Raw genomic sequence first — 17172 nt, forward strand, 5'->3', positions numbered from 1 at the left:
TTTCCTCAGCCCTGTTTGGTCAGCGCTTTGAAGCGCATCAGTTCGGTCAGGCGGTAACCGCGGTAACGGCCCATGGCGAGCATGAACGCGACCAGAATCAACAGCGTGGCCGGGAAGGTGAAGAAGAAATACGCCAGTTCCGGAATGGTCATCAACAGGTGCGCCAGGGTGGCCGCCACGAGGGTGCCAAGCGCGACCTTGAAGGAATGGCCGCCGCCACGTTCTTCCCAGTTGATAGAGAGACGCTCGATCGTCATGGTCAGAATGACCATGGGGAACAGCGATACCGACAGAGCCCTTTCAATGCCCAGCTTGTGGCTGAACAGGCTGATGATGGCGATGATGATCACAACAAAGGTCAACACAATCGACAGCCGGGGCAGCATCTGCAACTTCAGGTGCTCAAGATAGGAGCGCAGCGACAGACCCAGCGCAGTAATCAGGGTAAAGAGCACGATGCCCCAGCCGACCTGGGTTTCACGGAATGCGAGTGAGATCAGCACTGGGGTGAAGGTACCCAGGGTCTGGATGCCGATGATATTGCGCAGCAACAGAATGACCAGCACGCCGATTGGAATCATGATCATCACGCGGTACACCTGCTGGGCATGCAAGGGCAGGCCATACAGCGAATATTCCAGAAGTTGTGATGCACCGCTGTCGCTGGTCATTTCCGCCAGACGCAGTGCGTTCATTTCGCTGTTGGTCACGGTCAGGGTCAACTGACCCCGACGGCCCCCATCAATGTCGAATAGCGGTTCGGTACCCGTCCACCAGACCAGACGATTTTCCGGGATACCCTGCTGGGCGGTTTCAGGATGGAAGTAGAGCCAGCTTTCACCGTTGTGGCTTCGCAGCCAGAGCTCAGGTTGCTGGTTCGGCAGGTTTTCGAGTCGAATGGTATGCACCAGCTCCAGCGGGATGCGTGCCTGGGCCAACAGGACATCGATCACGCGGGCCTTGGCTATCGGCGAGGTGTCACCGCCCAGCAGCAGCTTGACGTTGTCGTCAGTAATGTCGTTGACGCGGCTGATCGCTTCACTGATGAAGGTCTCGATGTCAGCGGAATGCTGTCTGATCGGGCTGATCAGCGCGTTGACGGCCACCTGCTCGGCTCCTTCGAGCACAATCGGATCACGCAGTGGCGGCATCGCGGCAGCTGGAGGCTCGCTACTGTAGCGCTGGGTCAGGACCAGGCGATAGTAAAGCGCCTGGGTGCCGGTAGCTCGACGTGCCGACCAGGTAACCCGCCGGTTGTTGTTCTGCTGGTTGATGCTGACGCCATAGTTGTTGGAAATAAAGCTCTCGTTGAGGCTGACGTAATCCTGAGCCAGGGGAGGGATAAACATCTGCGCCTTGACCGGAACACCCTTGGTTGCCTCGAATTCGAGTTTTGCATCCAGACTCCAAATGGCGTCTGTTTCATCTTCGGTGAGCGGGATTTCCATAACGTAGATCTGATAGCCGGTAATGGCGATACCCAGGCAGACCAGTATGGCGATCAGAATTTTTAAGTGCGTATTGATCGATTGCATAGTGTTCTCGGCAGCAAGATTGGAGCGCGGCGCGCTTATTCCTGGCAGGACGCAACCGACGAGTGGCATCTTAGCATGCCCTCCGGCCGGCTCGTAATGGGCATTGTAACCTGTGGCAGATGTGGCGGATGGGCGCTCTGTCAGGTATCGACCAAGGTCGATGCTGAGGATTGTTGACAATCGGTTAATTTGAAGCGCAAAATTCGGCAAATTGCAGTGTCGAATACATTGTATTGTCTACAAGGTTGGTGTGATGACGGATGTTGAAACGGACTCGCCGGCGCTGACGCTATCCGATGGTGCTTTTCAGCGCATTCAGACAGCGATTGTGAAGGGTGAGATACCGCCCGGAACACGAATCAGCGAGCAATATCTATCCACGACCTTTGGTATCGGTCGGGGCCCGCTGCGCGAGGCAATTCGTCGTCTCGAGGGTCGACGCCTGGTTGTCCGGATCCCCCATGCCGGTGTTCGCGTGGTGTCCCTGAGTTATGAAGAACTCATCGAGCTATACCATGTGCGCGAAGCGCTGGAAGGCATGGCCTGCAGGTTGGCTGCAGAGCATATGACCGACGACGAGATCGCCACGCTGCGTGACGTGCTTGCCACCCATGAAAAGCACAGCGGTTTGCAGGCCAACAAGTCCTACTACCAACAGGAAGGGGACCTGGATCTGCATTACGTGATTATACGTGGCAGCAAGAATAAGGCCCTCAGTGACATGCTTCTTGGCGATCTGTATCACCTGGTACGCATGTATCGCTACCGCTATTCATCCACGCCCAAACGCCCGCAGCAGGCGTTCGCCGAACATCACCGAATTATTGAAGCCATCGCTGATCGTGATGGTGAACTCGCGGAAATGCTGATGCGCCGTCATATCAGCGCCTCACGCCGCAATATCGAGCGCCGCATGCACGAGCAGGGCAGCGCCGTCACTTCCCCAGGAGAATCTGTCTGATGTCCAAATCCCCAGGTCAACGTTTCCGTGATGCGGTTGCCGAAGAACATCCCTTGCAGGTAGTTGGTGCGATCAACGCCAACCATGCCCTGCTGGCCAAACGTGCCGGTTTCAAGGCCATTTACCTGTCCGGCGGTGGTGTCGCTGCCGGTTCCCTGGGCTTGCCCGATCTGGGCATTACCGGCCTGGATGATGTGCTGACCGACGTGCGTCGTATTACCGATGTCTGCGACCTGCCCCTGCTCGTGGATGTGGATACCGGTTTTGGCTCCAGCGCCTTCAACGTAGCGCGCACGGTCAAGTCGATGATCAAGTTTGGTGCTGCCGCCATTCATATCGAAGATCAGGTGGGGGCCAAGCGCTGCGGTCATCGTCCGAACAAGGAAATCGTCACCCAGCAGGAAATGGTTGATCGCATCAAGGCTGCCGTGGATGCGCGTACCGATGACAGCTTCGTAATCATGGCGCGTACTGATGCGCTTGCCGTCGAAGGCCTGGAGTCGGCACTGGACCGCGCAGCAGCCTGCGTTGAAGCGGGTGCGGATATGGTGTTCCCCGAAGCCATTACCGAGCTCGATATGTACAAGCTGTTCGCCTCCAAGGTAAATGCACCGATCCTGGCCAATATCACCGAGTTTGGCGCCACGCCGTTGTTTACTACCGACGAGCTGGCCGGTGCCGACGTCTCCCTGGTCCTGTATCCGCTGTCTGCCTTCCGCGCGATGAACAAGGCCGCGGAAAATGTCTACAACGCTATCCGTAACGACGGTACCCAGCAGAATGTCATCGATACCATGCAAACTCGTATGGAGCTGTACGAGCGCATCAACTACCACGATTTCGAGCAGAAGCTCGACGCACTCTTCGCACAGAAAAAATCCTGAACTGTTCTGCACAGCAGACCGGGCAAAAGACAAGAAGGAGAATGAATATGGCTGAAGCAAAGAAACTGAGTGGCGCGGGCCTGCGTGGCCAGGTAGCGGGCAAGACTGCATTGTCTACAGTAGGGCAGACCGGTTCGGGCCTGACCTATCGCGGTTATGACGTAAAGGACCTGGCGGCCAACTGTCAGTTCGAGGAAGTGGCGCACCTGATTCTCAAGGGTGAACTGCCGACCCAATCCGAACTCGACGCCTACAAGAGCAAGCTGAAGAGCTTGCGCGGCTTGCCCCAGGCGCTGAAGGAAGTGCTTGAGCGCATCCCGAAAGACGCCCATCCGATGGATGTGATGCGCACTGGCTGCTCGATGCTCGGCAATCTGGAAACGGAAGCTGACTTCAGCCAACAGCAGGACGCAACCGACCGCCTTCTTGCAGTGTTCCCTTCGATCATCTGCTACTGGTACCGCTTTACCCACGATGGTGTACGTATCGACGAGAATACCGACGACGATTCGGTTGGCGCACACTTCCTGCACATGCTGCGCGGCGAGAAGCCCAACGCACTGCATGAACAGACCATGAACGTGTCGCTGATCCTGTACGCAGAGCACGAATTCAACGCCTCTACCTTTACTGCCCGCGTTTGTGCCTCGACCCTGTCCGACATGCACAGCTGTGTCACCGGCGCCATCGGCTCCCTGCGTGGTCCGCTGCATGGCGGCGCCAACGAGGCGGCGATGGACATGATCGAGAACTTCACCAGCGCGGAACATGCCGAGAAAGAGATGATGGGCATGCTCGAGCGCAAGGAGAAGATCATGGGCTTTGGCCACGCGATCTACGCCACCAGCGACCCGCGCAACGAGATCATCAAGCAATGGTCCGAAAAGTTGTCGAAGGATGTGGGCGATACCGTGCTTTATCCTGTGTCGGTACGCTGTGAAGAAGTCATGTGGCGCGAGAAGAAGCTGTTCTGCAACGCCGATTTCTTCCACGCTTCTGCCTACCATTTCATGGGCATACCGACCAAGCTGTTCACACCAATCTTCGTGATGAGCCGCCTGACCGGCTGGGCCGCCCACGTGATGGAGCAGCGCGCGGATAACCGCATTATTCGTCCGAGTGCCGAGTATGTGGGTGTTGAGCCGCGTACGGTCGAGCCGATCGAGAAGCGCTGAAGAAGAATGCAATGAGGAAACGCTGACTGAGCACTGATGCCGGCTAGCGGGGTTGAGGATCGACTGGGCTGGACCGTCGATGCCCAGGGACGGGCATCGTCGAGCGTACAAGGATGTATTTACAGCGTGTCCAGCCCGGTCGATCCTCAACCCCGCCAACGCTCAACTCTCAAAGTCAGGGTTTCCGGTGTTCTGGAGTAACGGCAAAACAGCTGGCTCCAGCTACTGATTACCTGACGAGTCCTGATGCCATGAATACCCAATACCGCAAGTCTCTACCCGGCACCGACCTTGATTACTTCGATACCCGCGAAGCGGTCGATGCCATCCAGTCCGGCGCCTATGCCAAGCTTCCCTATACCTCGCGCATCCACGCTGAAAACCTGGTGCGCCGCTGTGAGCCGGATATGCTCACCGAATCGCTCAAACAATTTATCGAGCGCCGCAGTGATCTGGATTTTCCCTGGTTTCCGGCCCGTGTGGTGTGTCACGACATTCTGGGCCAGACCGCACTGGTCGACCTGGCCGGACTGCGTGATGCGATCGCCGAAAAGGGTGGTGACCCGGCCAAGGTCAATCCAGTGGTGCCGACCCAGTTGATTGTCGACCATTCCCTGGCCGTCGAGCACGCGGGCTTTGAGGAAGATGCCTTCGAGAAGAATCGCGCCATCGAAGACCGCCGCAATGATGATCGTTTCCACTTTATCAACTGGACCAAGACCGCCTTCAAGAACGTCGATGTGATCCCGCCGGGTAACGGCATCATGCACCAGATCAACCTGGAGAAAATGTCTCCGGTGATCCAGATCGCGGACGGTGTGGCTTTCCCCGATACCTGTGTAGGTACCGACAGTCACACGCCGATGGTCGATGCACTGGGCGTGATCTCGGTGGGTGTTGGCGGTCTTGAAGCTGAAAGCGTCATGCTCGGTCGGGCCTCCTGGATGCGCCTGCCCGACATCATCGGTGTAGAACTGACTGGAAAGCTCAAGCCCGGCATCACCAGTACCGACCTGGTATTGGCTCTGACCGCCTTCCTGCGCAAGGAGCGGGTGGTGGGTGCTTATCTTGAGTTCTATGGCGAAGGCGCAAGCCGGCTGACCATTGGCGATCGCGCGACTATCTCGAACATGACGCCCGAGTACGGCGCCACCGCTGCGATGTTCTATATTGACGAACAGACCATCGACTATCTCAAGCTGACCGGCCGTGAAGATGACCAGGTCAAGCTGGTCGAGCAGTACGCGAAGGAAACCGGCTTGTGGGCAGACAGCCTGAAGGATGCCGAATATGAGCGCGTGCTCAAGTTTGACCTGTCTAGCGTCGCCCGCACCATGGCGGGCCCGTCCAATCCCCACGCATTGCTTCCCACTTCCGAGCTGGCCTCGCGGGGTATCAGCGGTACGATCGAGAACGAAGAGGGCAAGATGCCCGATGGCGCAGTGATTATCGCGGCCATCACCAGCTGTACCAACACCAGCAATCCGCGCAACATGATTGCCGCTGGCCTGATCGCGCGTAACGCCAACAAGCTGGGCCTGCTGCGCAAGCCCTGGGTGAAAACCTCCCTGGCTCCTGGGTCGAAGACGGTCAAGATGTACCTGGAAGAAGCCAATTTGCTTGGCGAGCTGGAGCAACTGGGCTTTGGTGTGGTGGCTTTTGCCTGTACTACCTGTAACGGCATGAGCGGCGCGCTGGATCCGGTTATCCAGAAAGAAGTGATCGAGCGCGATCTGTACGCTACCGCCGTGCTCTCGGGTAACCGCAATTTCGATGGCCGTATCCATCCCTTTGCCAAGCAGGCGTTCCTGGCTTCTCCGCCATTGGTGGTCGCCTATGCGATTGCCGGCACCATTCGTTTCGACATTGAAAAGGATGTGTTGGGGACCGATCAGAACGGTAACCAGGTCACCCTGAAAGACATCTGGCCGAGCGATGAAGAGATTGATGCCATCGTCAAACAGAGCGTCAAGCCTCAGCAGTACCGCGATGTCTACATCCCCATGTTCGATATCACTCGCGAGGCGCAGAACGTCAACCCGTTGTATGACTGGCGTCCCATGAGCACCTACATTCGCCGCCCTCCCTACTGGGAAGGTGCTTTGGCCGGTGAACGCTCGTTGACCGGTATGCGTCCGCTGGCGGTGCTGGGCGACAACATCACCACTGATCACCTTTCTCCATCGAACGCGATCATGCTCGACAGCGCCGCGGGTGCCTATCTGCACAAGATGGGTGTGCCGGAGGTCGACTTCAATTCCTACGCGACCCACCGCGGCGATCACCTGACTGCCCAGCGGGCTACCTTCGCCAACCCCAAACTGTTGAATGAAATGGTGGTGGAAGACGGCAAGGTCAAACAGGGCTCATTAGCGCGTATCGAGCCGGAAGGCAAGGTGACCCGCATGTGGGAGGCGATTGAAACCTACATGGAGCGCAAGCAGCCGCTGATCATTATTGCCGGTGCTGACTACGGTCAGGGTTCGTCTCGCGACTGGGCGGCCAAGGGTGTGCGTCTGGCGGGCGTGGAGGCGATTGCAGCCGAGGGCTTCGAGCGCATCCACCGTACCAACCTGCTGGGTATGGGCGTGCTGCCGCTGGAGTTCGAGGCGGGCACGACACGCAAGACCCTGGCGATCGATGGCACCGAGACCTTTGACGTGACCGGCGAGATCAAGCCGCGTAGCGCCATGACGCTGGTGATCAATCGCAAGAATGGTGAGCGGGTAGAGGTGCCTGTCACCTGCCGCCTGGATACCCAGGAAGAGGTGTCGATTTTTGATGCTGGTGGTGTACTGCAGCGCTTCGCCCAGGATTTCCTGGAGGCGGAAGGGGCAGTTTGACCACTAATACCTGCTGAGAAGCGTTGATTGCTGCACATGGCACGACGCGGAGTTGCCATCACGGTGGCCCGGACCGTCGATGCCCAGGGACGGGCATCGTCGAGCGTACAGGGGTGAGACAAGCGTTTGCGAAGCACTGCTTCGCGCGCCGTCGAACGACAGTCGATCTGTGATCGACTGGCCGGCCCCGAAGGGTTTTTACAGCGTGTCCGGGCTGCCGTGATGGCAACGGAGCCACCACAGATCCATTTCAATCAATGCTTCTCATACACTTGAGTTGTCGAGGGTTAACAGTATGGCTCACAAGCCCCAGATCAAAATCCCCGCCACCTATATGCGTGGCGGTACCAGTAAAGGTGTTTTCTTCCGTTTGCAGAATTTGCCGGAAGCGGCCCAGGTGCCTGGCAAGGCCCGGGACAACCTGCTGTTAAGGGTGATCGGCAGCCCCGATCCCTATGGCAAACAGACCGATGGCATGGGCGGGGCGACGTCCAGCACCAGCAAGACGGTGATCCTCGCGCCACCGACCCAGCCGAATCATGACGTTGATTACCTGTTCGGACAGGTGTCTATCGACAAGGCATTCGTCGACTGGAGCGGCAATTGCGGCAACCTGTCCGCTGCTGTGGGTGCGTTCGCGATCAGCTCCGGCATGGTGGATGCCTCACGGGTGCCGCAAAACGGCACTGCCGTTGTGCGCATCTGGCAGGCGAATATTGGCAAGACCATTATTGCCCACATACCCATAACCGATGGTGAAGTGCAGGAGACGGGTGACTTCGAGCTGGACGGAGTGACCTTTCCTGCGGCCGAAGTGCAGATCGAGTTCATGGATCCTGCCGCTGACGAGGATGGCGGCGGTGGATCGATGTTCCCCACCGGTAACCTGGTGGACGACCTCGAGGTGCCGGGTGTTGGCACGCTGAAGGCGACCATGATCGATGCCGGTATCCCGACTATCTTCATCAATGCCTCTGACGTTGGTTACAAGGGTACGGAATTGCAGGAGGCGCTCAATGGCAACATTGATGAGCTGCTGAAGTTCGAAACCATACGAGCCTATGGCGCGGTCAAAATGGGTTTGATCAAGCATATCGACGAAGCCGCCGAGCGCCAGCACACCCCCAAGGTTGCCTTTGTAGCAACGCCTGCGGAGTATATCGCTTCCAGTGGCAAGCAGGTCGCGGCCGGTGAGGTGGATCTGCTGGTACGCGCCTTATCCATGGGCAAGATGCACCATGCAATGATGGGCACTGCAGCGGTGGCGATTGGCACCGCTGCGGCAATTCCCGGCACATTGGTCAACCTGGCTGCAGGAGGCGGCGATCGCACCTCGGTTGTTTTCGGTCATCCCTCGGGTACCCTGCGTGTCGGTGCCGAGGCGACGCAGATCAATGGCGAGTGGGTGGTCAAGAAGGCGATCATGAGCCGTAGTGCAAGGGTGTTGATGGAAGGGTGGGTGAGGGTGCCCCCGTGCTTCTGACGAAGCAGCCGCAAGCGGCAAGCGGCAAGCTAAACCCTGCTCGAGGTTTTGATCTTGATCTTGATCTTGGTTTGGTTTTTTGGTTTTTTGGTTTTGCTTGAAGCTTGAAGCTTGAAGCTTGAAGCTTGCGGCTTGAGGCTTGCAGCTCCCGGAGGGGCTTTATGAATCTCGATCTATCAGGAAAACGCGCCCTGGTCTGTGGCGCCAGTCAGGGCTTGGGTGAGGCCTGTGCGCGGCAGTTGGCTGAGCAGGGGGCAGAAGTCGTAGTGCTGGCCCGGACGGCTGAGAAGCTTGATCGGGTCTGCCAGAGTCTGGCGGTGGGGCATGGGCAGACGCACAGCTATATTGCCGTTGATGCGGCCGACGCTGTTGCCTTGTCAGTGGCAGTGCGTGCCGAACTGGAAAAAGGGCCGCTGCATATCTGGGTTAACAACACGGGTGGGCCGGCACCCGGGCCTGCGAATACGGCCAAGCCTGATGCATACGCTGCGGCGTTCTCACAACATCTGGTAAGCGCGCAGACTCTGTTGCAACTGCTGCTGCCGTCTATGCGCAGCGAAGGATACGGGCGCATTCTCAATGTGCTTTCAACGTCGGTAAAAAACCCTATCCCCAATCTGGGGGTGTCCAACAGTATTCGCGCGGCGATGGCGAACTGGGCCAAGACCCTGGCTGGAGAGCTCGGTGGCGACGGGATTACGGTTAACAATGTATTGCCCGGACTGACCCAGACCGCACGGCTGGACAGTCTGATCGGTCATGTGGCGCAGGCGAGTGGGCGTACCGTTGAGCAAGTATCCGAGGGGATGCGTTCGGGGATTCCGGTGAAACGCTTTGGTGAACCTGAAGAGTTTGCCAATGCGGTCGGTTTTCTGGCCTCACCGGCGGCTGCGTTTATCAATGGCATCAACATGCCTGTTGACGGGGGCAGTACTGCCAGCTTGTGAGCCTGAAGAGCATCAGGCTGACCGGCGCACGGGAGTGTGCCGGTCAGATTTGCTGGCTCAGGGGTGCAGATGCTCTGCCGCGTGCAAGGTATTTTCCAGCAGGCATGCGCGGGTCATTGGGCCAACGCCGCCAGGCACGGGCGTAATCCAGCTGGCACGCTCTGCGGCGGTTTCAAATTCCACGTCACCGGTCAGGCGGCCATCGTCTGTACGGTTGATGCCCACGTCGATCACAATCGCGCCCGGCTTTACCCATTCGCCTTTAACGATCCCTGGCTTGCCCACAGCCACGATCAGCAGATCGGCACGCCCGACATGGTCGGCAAGATCTTTGGTAAACCGATGGGTGACGGTCGTTGTGCAACCTGCCAGCAGTAGTTCCAGTGCCATGGGTCGGCCCACTATGTTGGAGGCGCCAACGACGACTGCATTGAGGCCATACAAATCCACCCCAGTGCTCTGCAGAAGCCGAATCACGCCAAAGGGCGTGCAGGGACGCAGCATTGGCATGCGTTGGGCCAGGCGTCCGATATTGAATGGATGAAAACCGTCTACGTCCTTGTCCGGACGAATTCGCTCCAACAGTTGTGAAGCGTCGAGGTGGACGGGCAAGGGTAGTTGCACCAGAATTCCATCGACCTCGGGATCCTGGTTCAGACTATCCACCAGCGCCAACAGATCCGTCTGTGAGGTTTCGGCCGGCAAGTCGTGGGAGCGGGATACGAAGCCCACCTCTTCACAGTCCTTTCGCTTGTGGCTGACATAGACCTGGGAGGCTGGATCCTGGCCCACCAGAATGACTGCAAGGCCGGGTGCGCGCAGCCCCCGTTCACGGCGTTCGGTAACCTTGGCGGCGATGTCCTGACGAATATTGGCGGCAATTTGCTTGCCGTCGATGAGTTTGGCGTTCATTGAGTTCCCGGCACGAACAATAGAAGGTAGCAATTGTCGCACGGTAGGGCGACGGGCAAAAGGCTGATACAGGGTATCGCTGGTTAAACTGCTGTAGCTTCTTTAACTTACTCAAATAATTAAAAAAACTGGAACACAAGCGTTGACGTGGGAAAGGTGGCTGAGTATTATTCGCCCCGCTTCACAAACACCGCATGACCGGTTTGGAAGGCGATCTGGCTCCACCGCTTTTACAGTCCAGAGCTGTCATGGCGGGCATTTCAGGATACCCTCGGGTGTCTGGCAGTGCGCAAGGCGCCCGTAGCTCAGTTGGATAGAGCATCCGCCTTCTAAGCGGATGGTCGCAGGTTCGAGTCCTGCCGGGTGCACCATCGCAATGCGGCCTGTATGGTGAAGCGAGTAGCAGGTAGTAATGGTGGGCGTAGCTCAGTTGGTAGAGCACAGGATTGTGACTCCTGGTGTCGTGGGTTCGAAACCCATCGTCCACCCCATTTTTAAGCGCCAGGCTTCAGCCTGGCGTTGTTGTTTGAAACCCCTGTTCAGCGGGCGTGGTGGAATTGGTAGACACACCAGATTTAGGTTCTGGCGCCGCAAGGTGTGGGAGTTCGAGTCTCCCCGCCCGCACCATCTTTGATTTATTCTCATCCTTTTCGGCTCGGCGGCGCATTCGTGCGGTTGGCGCTGTGGCTGCTATTCTACAATAGTTCGATGCGTGAAGCTGTCGTCCGTCGCATTTGTGAGCACTCCGTCCGATTGCGTACGAAGTGGTTAGCTATTGGTGAAGGCTAATGGCAAAATGCTATTACATTCTGCTGTGCCTATTGGCGGTACCTCTACGTGGTTCATTTGACAAAGCTGTTCAAGCGAAAGAAAGGTTTCACCCTGGCTGAACTGTTGCTGGCAGTTGCGGTCGTAGGGATATTGGTTGCCATTGCCTTTCCTAGTTACAGCAAGTACGTCGAGCGTATGAAGATAACCACCGCAGTGAATGACATCATCGATATTGGGGTAAGGATCGAGCGCTTTCGTACGGCCAATAATGGTGGTCTGCCTGATAGTCTTGCGCAGTTGCAGGGCGTGCCCGCGATGGATCCTTGGGACAATCCTTATCAATACTTGAGTTTTGAAGGTTTGCAAGGCAAGGGCAAGATGCGCAAGGACAAGAACCTGGTGCCGGTTAATACTGATTTTGACCTTTACAGTATGGGTGAGGATGGTCGTTCTGTAGCGCCTTTTACCGCCAAACAGTCCAGGGATGATGTAGTGCGAGCGAACGACGGAGGCTTTGTCGGTCTCGCGGCTGATTATTGATGGGCGCCCATGGCCATTGATCTGCGTACGTTCAGTAGCCCTATAGCCCGTAGGCTATTTTTCTTCTTTTTTCTGGCTGTTACCCTTCCTGTTCTTGTTCTCGTCTCGATCACGTTTTTCCAGTTGTCCGACTATATGGCAAATCAGCACCGCAAGGAGCTGCAGAACGACGCCAAATATATAGGTATGAACCTGTTTGAGCGGCTCCAGCGCGTAGGGATCGAATTACCGCGTGTTGCAGCTACCCGTACTCCGCAATCTCTTCGGGTCGACCCGGTACACACTGCGGGAGATGACGTTTTACTGCGTCTTGTCAGGGGTGTTGGTGCCGGTGATCCCGTCTGGTTGCATCCGGGTAATGCAGATCAGGCGCTCCATGAAAAGCTCTATGAACAATTGGCCGCTCCTGATTCTGAGGGGAGAGATCGGCCAATGCGTATACATCAGCTCGGGACTAACCCCACCGTTCTTTTTGCCAGCCTGAAAGTGGCACCAGACAGCTACCTGGCTGCCCGGGTACACCCGGAGTTTTTCTGGGACCCGGAGCAATTACCCCACGACAAGCTTTCATGCGTTCTCGCGGGTAAGGATGTCGTGGTGTTCTGTAGCGTCGACCCGCCTGCCCGATTTGTTGAGGCTTTTGCTTCCGCGCGTGCTGACTCGTCCCTGGGTTCTTTTGAGTGGGAGGAGGGCGGCGCTACGATGCGAGCGGTGTACTGGGAGGTTTTTCTGCACGGTATCGGCATGAACAGAAACTGGACAGTGGTGCTCAGCCAGCCCGAGCAGCAGCTTTTTGCTACCACCAGGCAATTCCAGGCCACGTTGATATTGATCGTTCTGGCATCGATTCTCATGGCGCTCATGTTCAGCATCGGTCATTTACGCAGGGTGCTCAGGCCTCTTCAGTCGCTTCGCATGGCAACCCGGCAGGTGGCCGACGGTGATCTGCGTAAGCAGGTGGTCATAACCAGTGGTGATGAGTTTCAGGAGCTTGCGCAGGCTTTTAACAGCATGACTGAGAGGTTGGCCGGGCAGTTCGACCAGCGTGAGGCGCTGATGGAAATTGACCGGGTTATTCTTTCTACCAAGGATTCACGCAACGTTGTCAATGAAGTGCTTGTGCAGGCACAGGCATTTCCGGAATGCGATTCGCTGCTGGTTGCCATGCAGGATGAGCAGGTTGTCAGGCTCAAGGCAGCCGGTGACGGTTCACATAGTGCGGAAGATCACCAGATTCTCGCTCACAAGCAGTATGCGCAAACCCTCTCGCAGCTTGGCAATGGCGAGGAGCCTTTGGTGCTTGACGATCTGCCGGCATGGCTGCCTGTGCTGCCCGGCACAGAAGCGTGCTCTGCCTGGCTGCTGTTTCCCTTGCGCGTATCAGGCGAGTTGAGCGGTTTTGTGTTGCTGGGCACGCGCAATCCGGCCAATGCCACCAACGCCAATTCCGGATGGGCGGTGCAGGTGGTTAGTCGTTTGTCTATTGCACTGACGCGCGCGCGCTGGCAAACCGATCTCTACCGTCAGGCTCATTTTGACGACCTTACCGGCCTGCCCAATCGTGCTGCGCTGAAGGTAACCTTGAGCCGGGCGCTGGAACGTTCGACCCGAAACGAGACGCGCGTGGCGCTGTTGTTCATCGATCTGGATCGGTTCAAGCTCATTAACGATTCGATAGGACATGCGGCGGGTGACATCTACTTGCAGGCTGTAGCGGAGCGTATACGTAGCTGCGTGCGTAGCGAAGATGCCGTGTCTCGCCTGGGCGGGGATGAATTTACCGTATTGATTACCGACGTTCTCCCAGAGGCTGATATCGCCACTGAAGTCATGACGCTGGTGGGTCGCCTGCTCCAGAATATACCCAAACCGGTGCGTGTCGGTTTGCATGAACTTCGTTGCACCATGAGTATCGGTGTGTCGATTTTTCCGGATGACGGGCAGTCAATTGATGACTTGATGAAGCAGGCAGATACCGCGATGTATCAGGCAAAGCGAAGCGGCGGCAATAGCTTCCGATTCTATGCGCAGGAAATGCAAGCGGCCTCCCAGCAAAGGATGGAGCTGGAAAGTGATATGCGTCAGGCACTGGAGAGCGATCAGTTTCAGCTCTATTTCCAGCCCCAGGTGCGCATGGACTCCAGCCATGTGCAAAGCGCCGAAGTGCTCCTGCGATGGAATCACCCGGAACGCGGTCTGGTTCCGCCAGGTGTGTTTATTCCGATCGCAGAGGAGTCTTTGCTGATAGCTGACATCGACGCCTGGGTGTTAAGAGCAGTCTGCAAGCAGATCAGGCAATGGCTCAATGCCGGAATAGAGCCGGTACGTCTGGCGATCAATATTTCTGCGGCGCAATTCCAGAATCCGCGTTTCGTGTCCCTGGTCAAGCTTTCCCTGTCACAGTTTGAGCTTTCCGCCGATCATATCGAGCTGGAAATTACCGAGGGCGCGCTGATTGATAATCTGGAGCATGCTAGGCAGGTGTTGAACGAGCTGGGCGAGTTTGGTGTGCGTCTGGCCATCGATGATTTCGGCACCGGTTATTGCTCACTGGCATACCTGAAAACCATGCCTATCGACAAGTTGAAAATAGATCAGAGCTTTATTCGGGACATCACCCTTTCGGCACGTGATGCGGCAATCGTGGAGGTGATTCTGCAGTTGTCGAAGCAGTTGGGGCTGCGCTGTATCGCCGAAGGGGTCGAGACTCAGGAGGAGCTCGATTGGCTGGTCGAGAAGGGCTGTGAGGTTTTCCAGGGCTATTTTTTCCATCGTCCCATGCCCCTGGCGGATTTTGCCAAGCTGCTTTCCAGTCAAGTCAGTATCAACAGGGTGTGATCAGGAGGGAGCGGGAAGCCGCCATTGTGACCCCTGTGGTGCCTGATGATGACTTCCTGAGCGTTAGCGATTAGACTTACCGGCTTTTACGAAATCACTAATCAATCAGTTCGTTCACGAGGACTCTCCATGCAAGTTTCGGTTGAAACCACCTCCGGCCTTGAGCGCCGCATGACTGTCGGCATTCCGGCTGACCGCATCGAATCCGAGGTCAACAAGCGTCTGCAACAGACAGCCAGCCGCGCCAAAGTCGATGGGTTTCGTCCTGGCAAGGTGCCGATGAGCGTCATTCGCAAGCGTTTTGGCAGCTCCGCCCGTCAGGAAGTCATGGGTGAAGTCATCCAGTCTTCTTTCTACGAAGCCATCATGCAGGAAAAGCTCAACCCTGCTGGCGCGCCTAGTGTCGAGCCCAAAGAGCTGGACGAAGGCAAGGATTTTGAATACATCGCTACTTTTGAAGTCTACCCGGAGATCACCTTGGGTGATTTCGGCGACATCAAGGTTGAGCGCATTGAATCAGACGTGCGTGACGAAGATCTCGAGAACATGCTCGAGATACTACGCAAGCAGAACACCCAGTTTGAAACCGTCGAGCGCGTTGCGGAAAACGGCGACCAGCTCAAGGTCGACTTTGTCGGCCGCGTTGACGGCGAGCCCTTCCAGGGCGGCACTGCCAATAACACCGAGATCGTGCTGGGCTCAGGCCGCATGATCCCCGGTTTTGAGGATGGTCTGGTAGGTGCCAAGGCCGGTGATACTGTGACCCTCAAGGTGACCTTCCCCGAGGAGTACCAGAATCTCGAGCTGGCCGGTAAGCCTGCCGAGTTCGACGTAGTGGTTCACGCCGTAGCAGCTCCGGCTCTGCCGGAACTCAATGACGAGTTTTTCGCCAAGTTTGGCGTCGAAGAAGGTGGTATCGAGGCCTTCCGCGCCGAAGTACGCAAGAATATGGAGCGTGAGCTGCGCCAGGCAATCAAGACCAAGGTCAAGACCCAGGTCATGGATGGTCTGCTCGCCACCAATAGCATCGACGTGCCTAAAGCACTTGTCAGCAGCGAGATCGACCGTCTGCGTCAGCAGGCAGTGCAGCAGTTTGGTGGTGCCAACATCAAGCCGGAGCAACTGCCCGCCGAGCTCTTCGAAGAGCAGGCCAAGCGTCGTGTTTCTCTGGGTCTGGTGGTTGCCGAAGTGGTCAAGCAGAACGACATCAAGCCGGATAACGATCGCGTTCGCGCCATGGTTGAAGAGCTGGCATCTGCCTACCAGGAACCCGAACAGGTGGTGAACTGGTACTACCAGAACGAGCAACAATTAGCAGAGATTCAGTCGGTTGTGCTCGAAGAGCAAGTGGTGGATACTGTTTTGCAGAAGGCTCAGGTGACCAGTAAGCAGGTTCCCTACGAAGATGCCGTGAAGCCAGCCCAGTCAGCCAAGGACCTTGAAGCTGACGAGGCCGAAGCCGGCGCAGACGAGTAAAATCGTCAACAACTCAAGCAATGCGTGAGCCAGCCTTAGGGCTGGCTTTCGTTTTTTCGCGACAGGTCCAAACTGGAGTACTTTCAATCCATGACGCATAACAGCTTCAATCAGTTCCCACCGGATATTCAGGCAGCGGGCGGTCTGGTGCCCATGGTTGTCGAGCAGTCAGCTCGGGGCGAGCGCTCCTACGACATCTATTCTCGTCTGCTAAAGGAGCGTGTGATCTTCCTTGTAGGGCAGGTAGAGGACTACATGGCCAATCTGGTCGTGGCCCAGTTGCTGTTCCTGGAATCGGAAAATCCGGACAAGGACATCCATCTGTATATCAACTCGCCCGGCGGTTCAGTCACGGCGGGTATGGCAATCTACGACACCATGCAGTTCATCAAGCCCAACGTAAGCACCCTGTGCATCGGCCAGGCGGCCAGCATGGGCTCCTTCCTGTTGGCCGGGGGAGAGCCGGGCAAGCGCTTTGCGTTGCCCAATTCCCGAATGATGATTCACCAGCCACTGGGTGGCTTTCAGGGTCAGGCGTCGGATTTCGAGATCCACGCCAAGGAGATCCTCAATATCCGCGAAAAGCTGAACCGTATCCTGGCCCATCATACCGGCCAGAGCATGGAAGTAATTGAACGCGATACCGACCGTGACCGCTTCATGAGTGCCGAAGAATCCGCTACCTATGGGTTGATCGACAAGGTTATGGATCGTCGCGAAATGACTGAGTAATACGAGTCTGAAAGGCAACCCACATGCTTTCGGGGGAAAGTCTTGTGGTTTGCCTGGCTTGGCTCCCAGAGTGGG

General features: G+C 56.9%; 12 protein-coding genes and 3 tRNA genes. 13 read left to right on the top strand and 2 right to left on the bottom strand.

Annotation, left to right across the window (positions count from 1 at the left end; all coding sequences use genetic code 11):
- Positions 1-5: 5 nt before the first annotated feature.
- A complete protein-coding gene (gene rloB, locus FZF01_RS15885) occupies positions 6-1535 on the bottom strand; it encodes an osmotic stress tolerance membrane protein RloB (protein ID WP_150279060.1) in 1530 nt (509 codons plus the stop codon).
- Positions 1536-1788: 253 nt separating this feature from the next.
- Here rloB and FZF01_RS15890 point away from each other — a divergent pair, with 253 nt between their 5' ends.
- The 6 genes from FZF01_RS15890 to FZF01_RS15915 all read left to right on the top strand — a co-directional run bounded on the left by FZF01_RS15890 (position 1789) and on the right by FZF01_RS15915 (position 9828).
- Positions 1789-2496 (top strand): GntR family transcriptional regulator, encoded by a 708-nt coding sequence (locus FZF01_RS15890; protein WP_150279061.1) that lies wholly within the window; start codon positions 1789-1791, stop codon positions 2494-2496.
- On the top strand, positions 2496-3380 hold the full coding sequence (gene prpB / locus FZF01_RS15895; RefSeq protein WP_150279062.1) for a methylisocitrate lyase: 885 nt from the start codon (positions 2496-2498) through the stop codon (positions 3378-3380). Before FZF01_RS15890 ends, prpB begins: the two co-directional genes overlap by 1 nt.
- A 47-nt stretch (positions 3381-3427) precedes the next feature.
- Complete coding sequence (gene prpC / locus FZF01_RS15900) at positions 3428-4555, top strand: bifunctional 2-methylcitrate synthase/citrate synthase (protein ID WP_150279063.1); 1128 nt, start codon at positions 3428-3430, stop codon at positions 4553-4555.
- Positions 4556-4806: 251 nt separating this feature from the next.
- A complete protein-coding gene (acnD, locus tag FZF01_RS15905) occupies positions 4807-7398 on the top strand; it encodes a Fe/S-dependent 2-methylisocitrate dehydratase AcnD (protein WP_150279064.1) in 2592 nt (863 codons plus the stop codon).
- A gap of 295 nt (positions 7399-7693) precedes the next feature.
- Positions 7694-8881 (top strand): 2-methylaconitate cis-trans isomerase PrpF, encoded by a 1188-nt coding sequence (gene prpF / locus FZF01_RS15910; RefSeq protein ID WP_150279065.1) that lies wholly within the window; start codon positions 7694-7696, stop codon positions 8879-8881.
- A gap of 161 nt (positions 8882-9042) precedes the next feature.
- The gene (locus FZF01_RS15915) at positions 9043-9828 is read left to right on the top strand and encodes an SDR family oxidoreductase (protein WP_150279066.1); all 786 of its coding nucleotides are present in this window, start codon (positions 9043-9045) and stop codon (positions 9826-9828) included.
- 57 nt (positions 9829-9885) lie between these two features.
- On the opposite strand, the gene folD is transcribed toward FZF01_RS15915, so the two are convergent.
- Entirely contained in the window at positions 9886-10740 is an 855-nt protein-coding gene (folD, locus tag FZF01_RS15920) for a bifunctional methylenetetrahydrofolate dehydrogenase/methenyltetrahydrofolate cyclohydrolase FolD (protein ID WP_150279067.1), read from the bottom strand.
- 294 nt (positions 10741-11034) lie between these two features.
- On the opposite strand from folD, the gene FZF01_RS15925 reads away from it, so the two are divergent.
- The 7 genes from FZF01_RS15925 to clpP all read left to right on the top strand — a co-directional run bounded on the left by FZF01_RS15925 (position 11035) and on the right by clpP (position 17097).
- A tRNA-Arg gene (locus tag FZF01_RS15925) sits at positions 11035-11111 on the top strand.
- A gap of 44 nt (positions 11112-11155) precedes the next feature.
- A tRNA-His gene (locus FZF01_RS15930) sits at positions 11156-11231 on the top strand.
- A gap of 51 nt (positions 11232-11282) precedes the next feature.
- Positions 11283-11367 (top strand) — tRNA-Leu (locus FZF01_RS15935).
- A gap of 210 nt (positions 11368-11577) precedes the next feature.
- On the top strand, positions 11578-12051 hold the full coding sequence (locus FZF01_RS15940) for a prepilin-type N-terminal cleavage/methylation domain-containing protein (RefSeq protein ID WP_150279068.1): 474 nt from the start codon (positions 11578-11580) through the stop codon (positions 12049-12051).
- A gap of 9 nt (positions 12052-12060) precedes the next feature.
- Entirely contained in the window at positions 12061-14889 is a 2829-nt protein-coding gene (locus tag FZF01_RS15945; protein ID WP_150279069.1) for a putative bifunctional diguanylate cyclase/phosphodiesterase, read from the top strand.
- Positions 14890-15018: 129 nt separating this feature from the next.
- The gene (gene tig, locus FZF01_RS15950) at positions 15019-16365 is read left to right on the top strand and encodes a trigger factor (protein ID WP_150279070.1); all 1347 of its coding nucleotides are present in this window, start codon (positions 15019-15021) and stop codon (positions 16363-16365) included.
- Between the two features lie 90 nt (positions 16366-16455).
- Entirely contained in the window at positions 16456-17097 is a 642-nt protein-coding gene (clpP, locus tag FZF01_RS15955; protein ID WP_150279071.1) for an ATP-dependent Clp endopeptidase proteolytic subunit ClpP, read from the top strand.
- The last annotated feature ends 75 nt before the right edge of the window (positions 17098-17172 follow it).

This window comes from Halopseudomonas salina (genome assembly GCF_008641105.1).

Coding starts and splice junctions, on each gene's coding strand:
- rloB (WP_150279060.1), bottom strand. CDS start 1,535: ATGCAATCGATCAATACGCACTTAAAAATTCTGATCGCCATACTGGTC.
- FZF01_RS15890 (WP_150279061.1), top strand. CDS start 1,789: ATGACGGATGTTGAAACGGACTCGCCGGCGCTGACGCTATCCGATGGT.
- prpB (WP_150279062.1), top strand. CDS start 2,496: ATGTCCAAATCCCCAGGTCAACGTTTCCGTGATGCGGTTGCCGAAGAA.
- prpC (WP_150279063.1), top strand. CDS start 3,428: ATGGCTGAAGCAAAGAAACTGAGTGGCGCGGGCCTGCGTGGCCAGGTA.
- acnD (WP_150279064.1), top strand. CDS start 4,807: ATGAATACCCAATACCGCAAGTCTCTACCCGGCACCGACCTTGATTAC.
- prpF (WP_150279065.1), top strand. CDS start 7,694: ATGGCTCACAAGCCCCAGATCAAAATCCCCGCCACCTATATGCGTGGC.
- FZF01_RS15915 (WP_150279066.1), top strand. CDS start 9,043: ATGAATCTCGATCTATCAGGAAAACGCGCCCTGGTCTGTGGCGCCAGT.
- folD (WP_150279067.1), bottom strand. CDS start 10,740: ATGAACGCCAAACTCATCGACGGCAAGCAAATTGCCGCCAATATTCGT.
- FZF01_RS15945 (WP_150279069.1), top strand. CDS start 12,061: ATGGCCATTGATCTGCGTACGTTCAGTAGCCCTATAGCCCGTAGGCTA.
- tig (WP_150279070.1), top strand. CDS start 15,019: ATGCAAGTTTCGGTTGAAACCACCTCCGGCCTTGAGCGCCGCATGACT.
- clpP (WP_150279071.1), top strand. CDS start 16,456: ATGACGCATAACAGCTTCAATCAGTTCCCACCGGATATTCAGGCAGCG.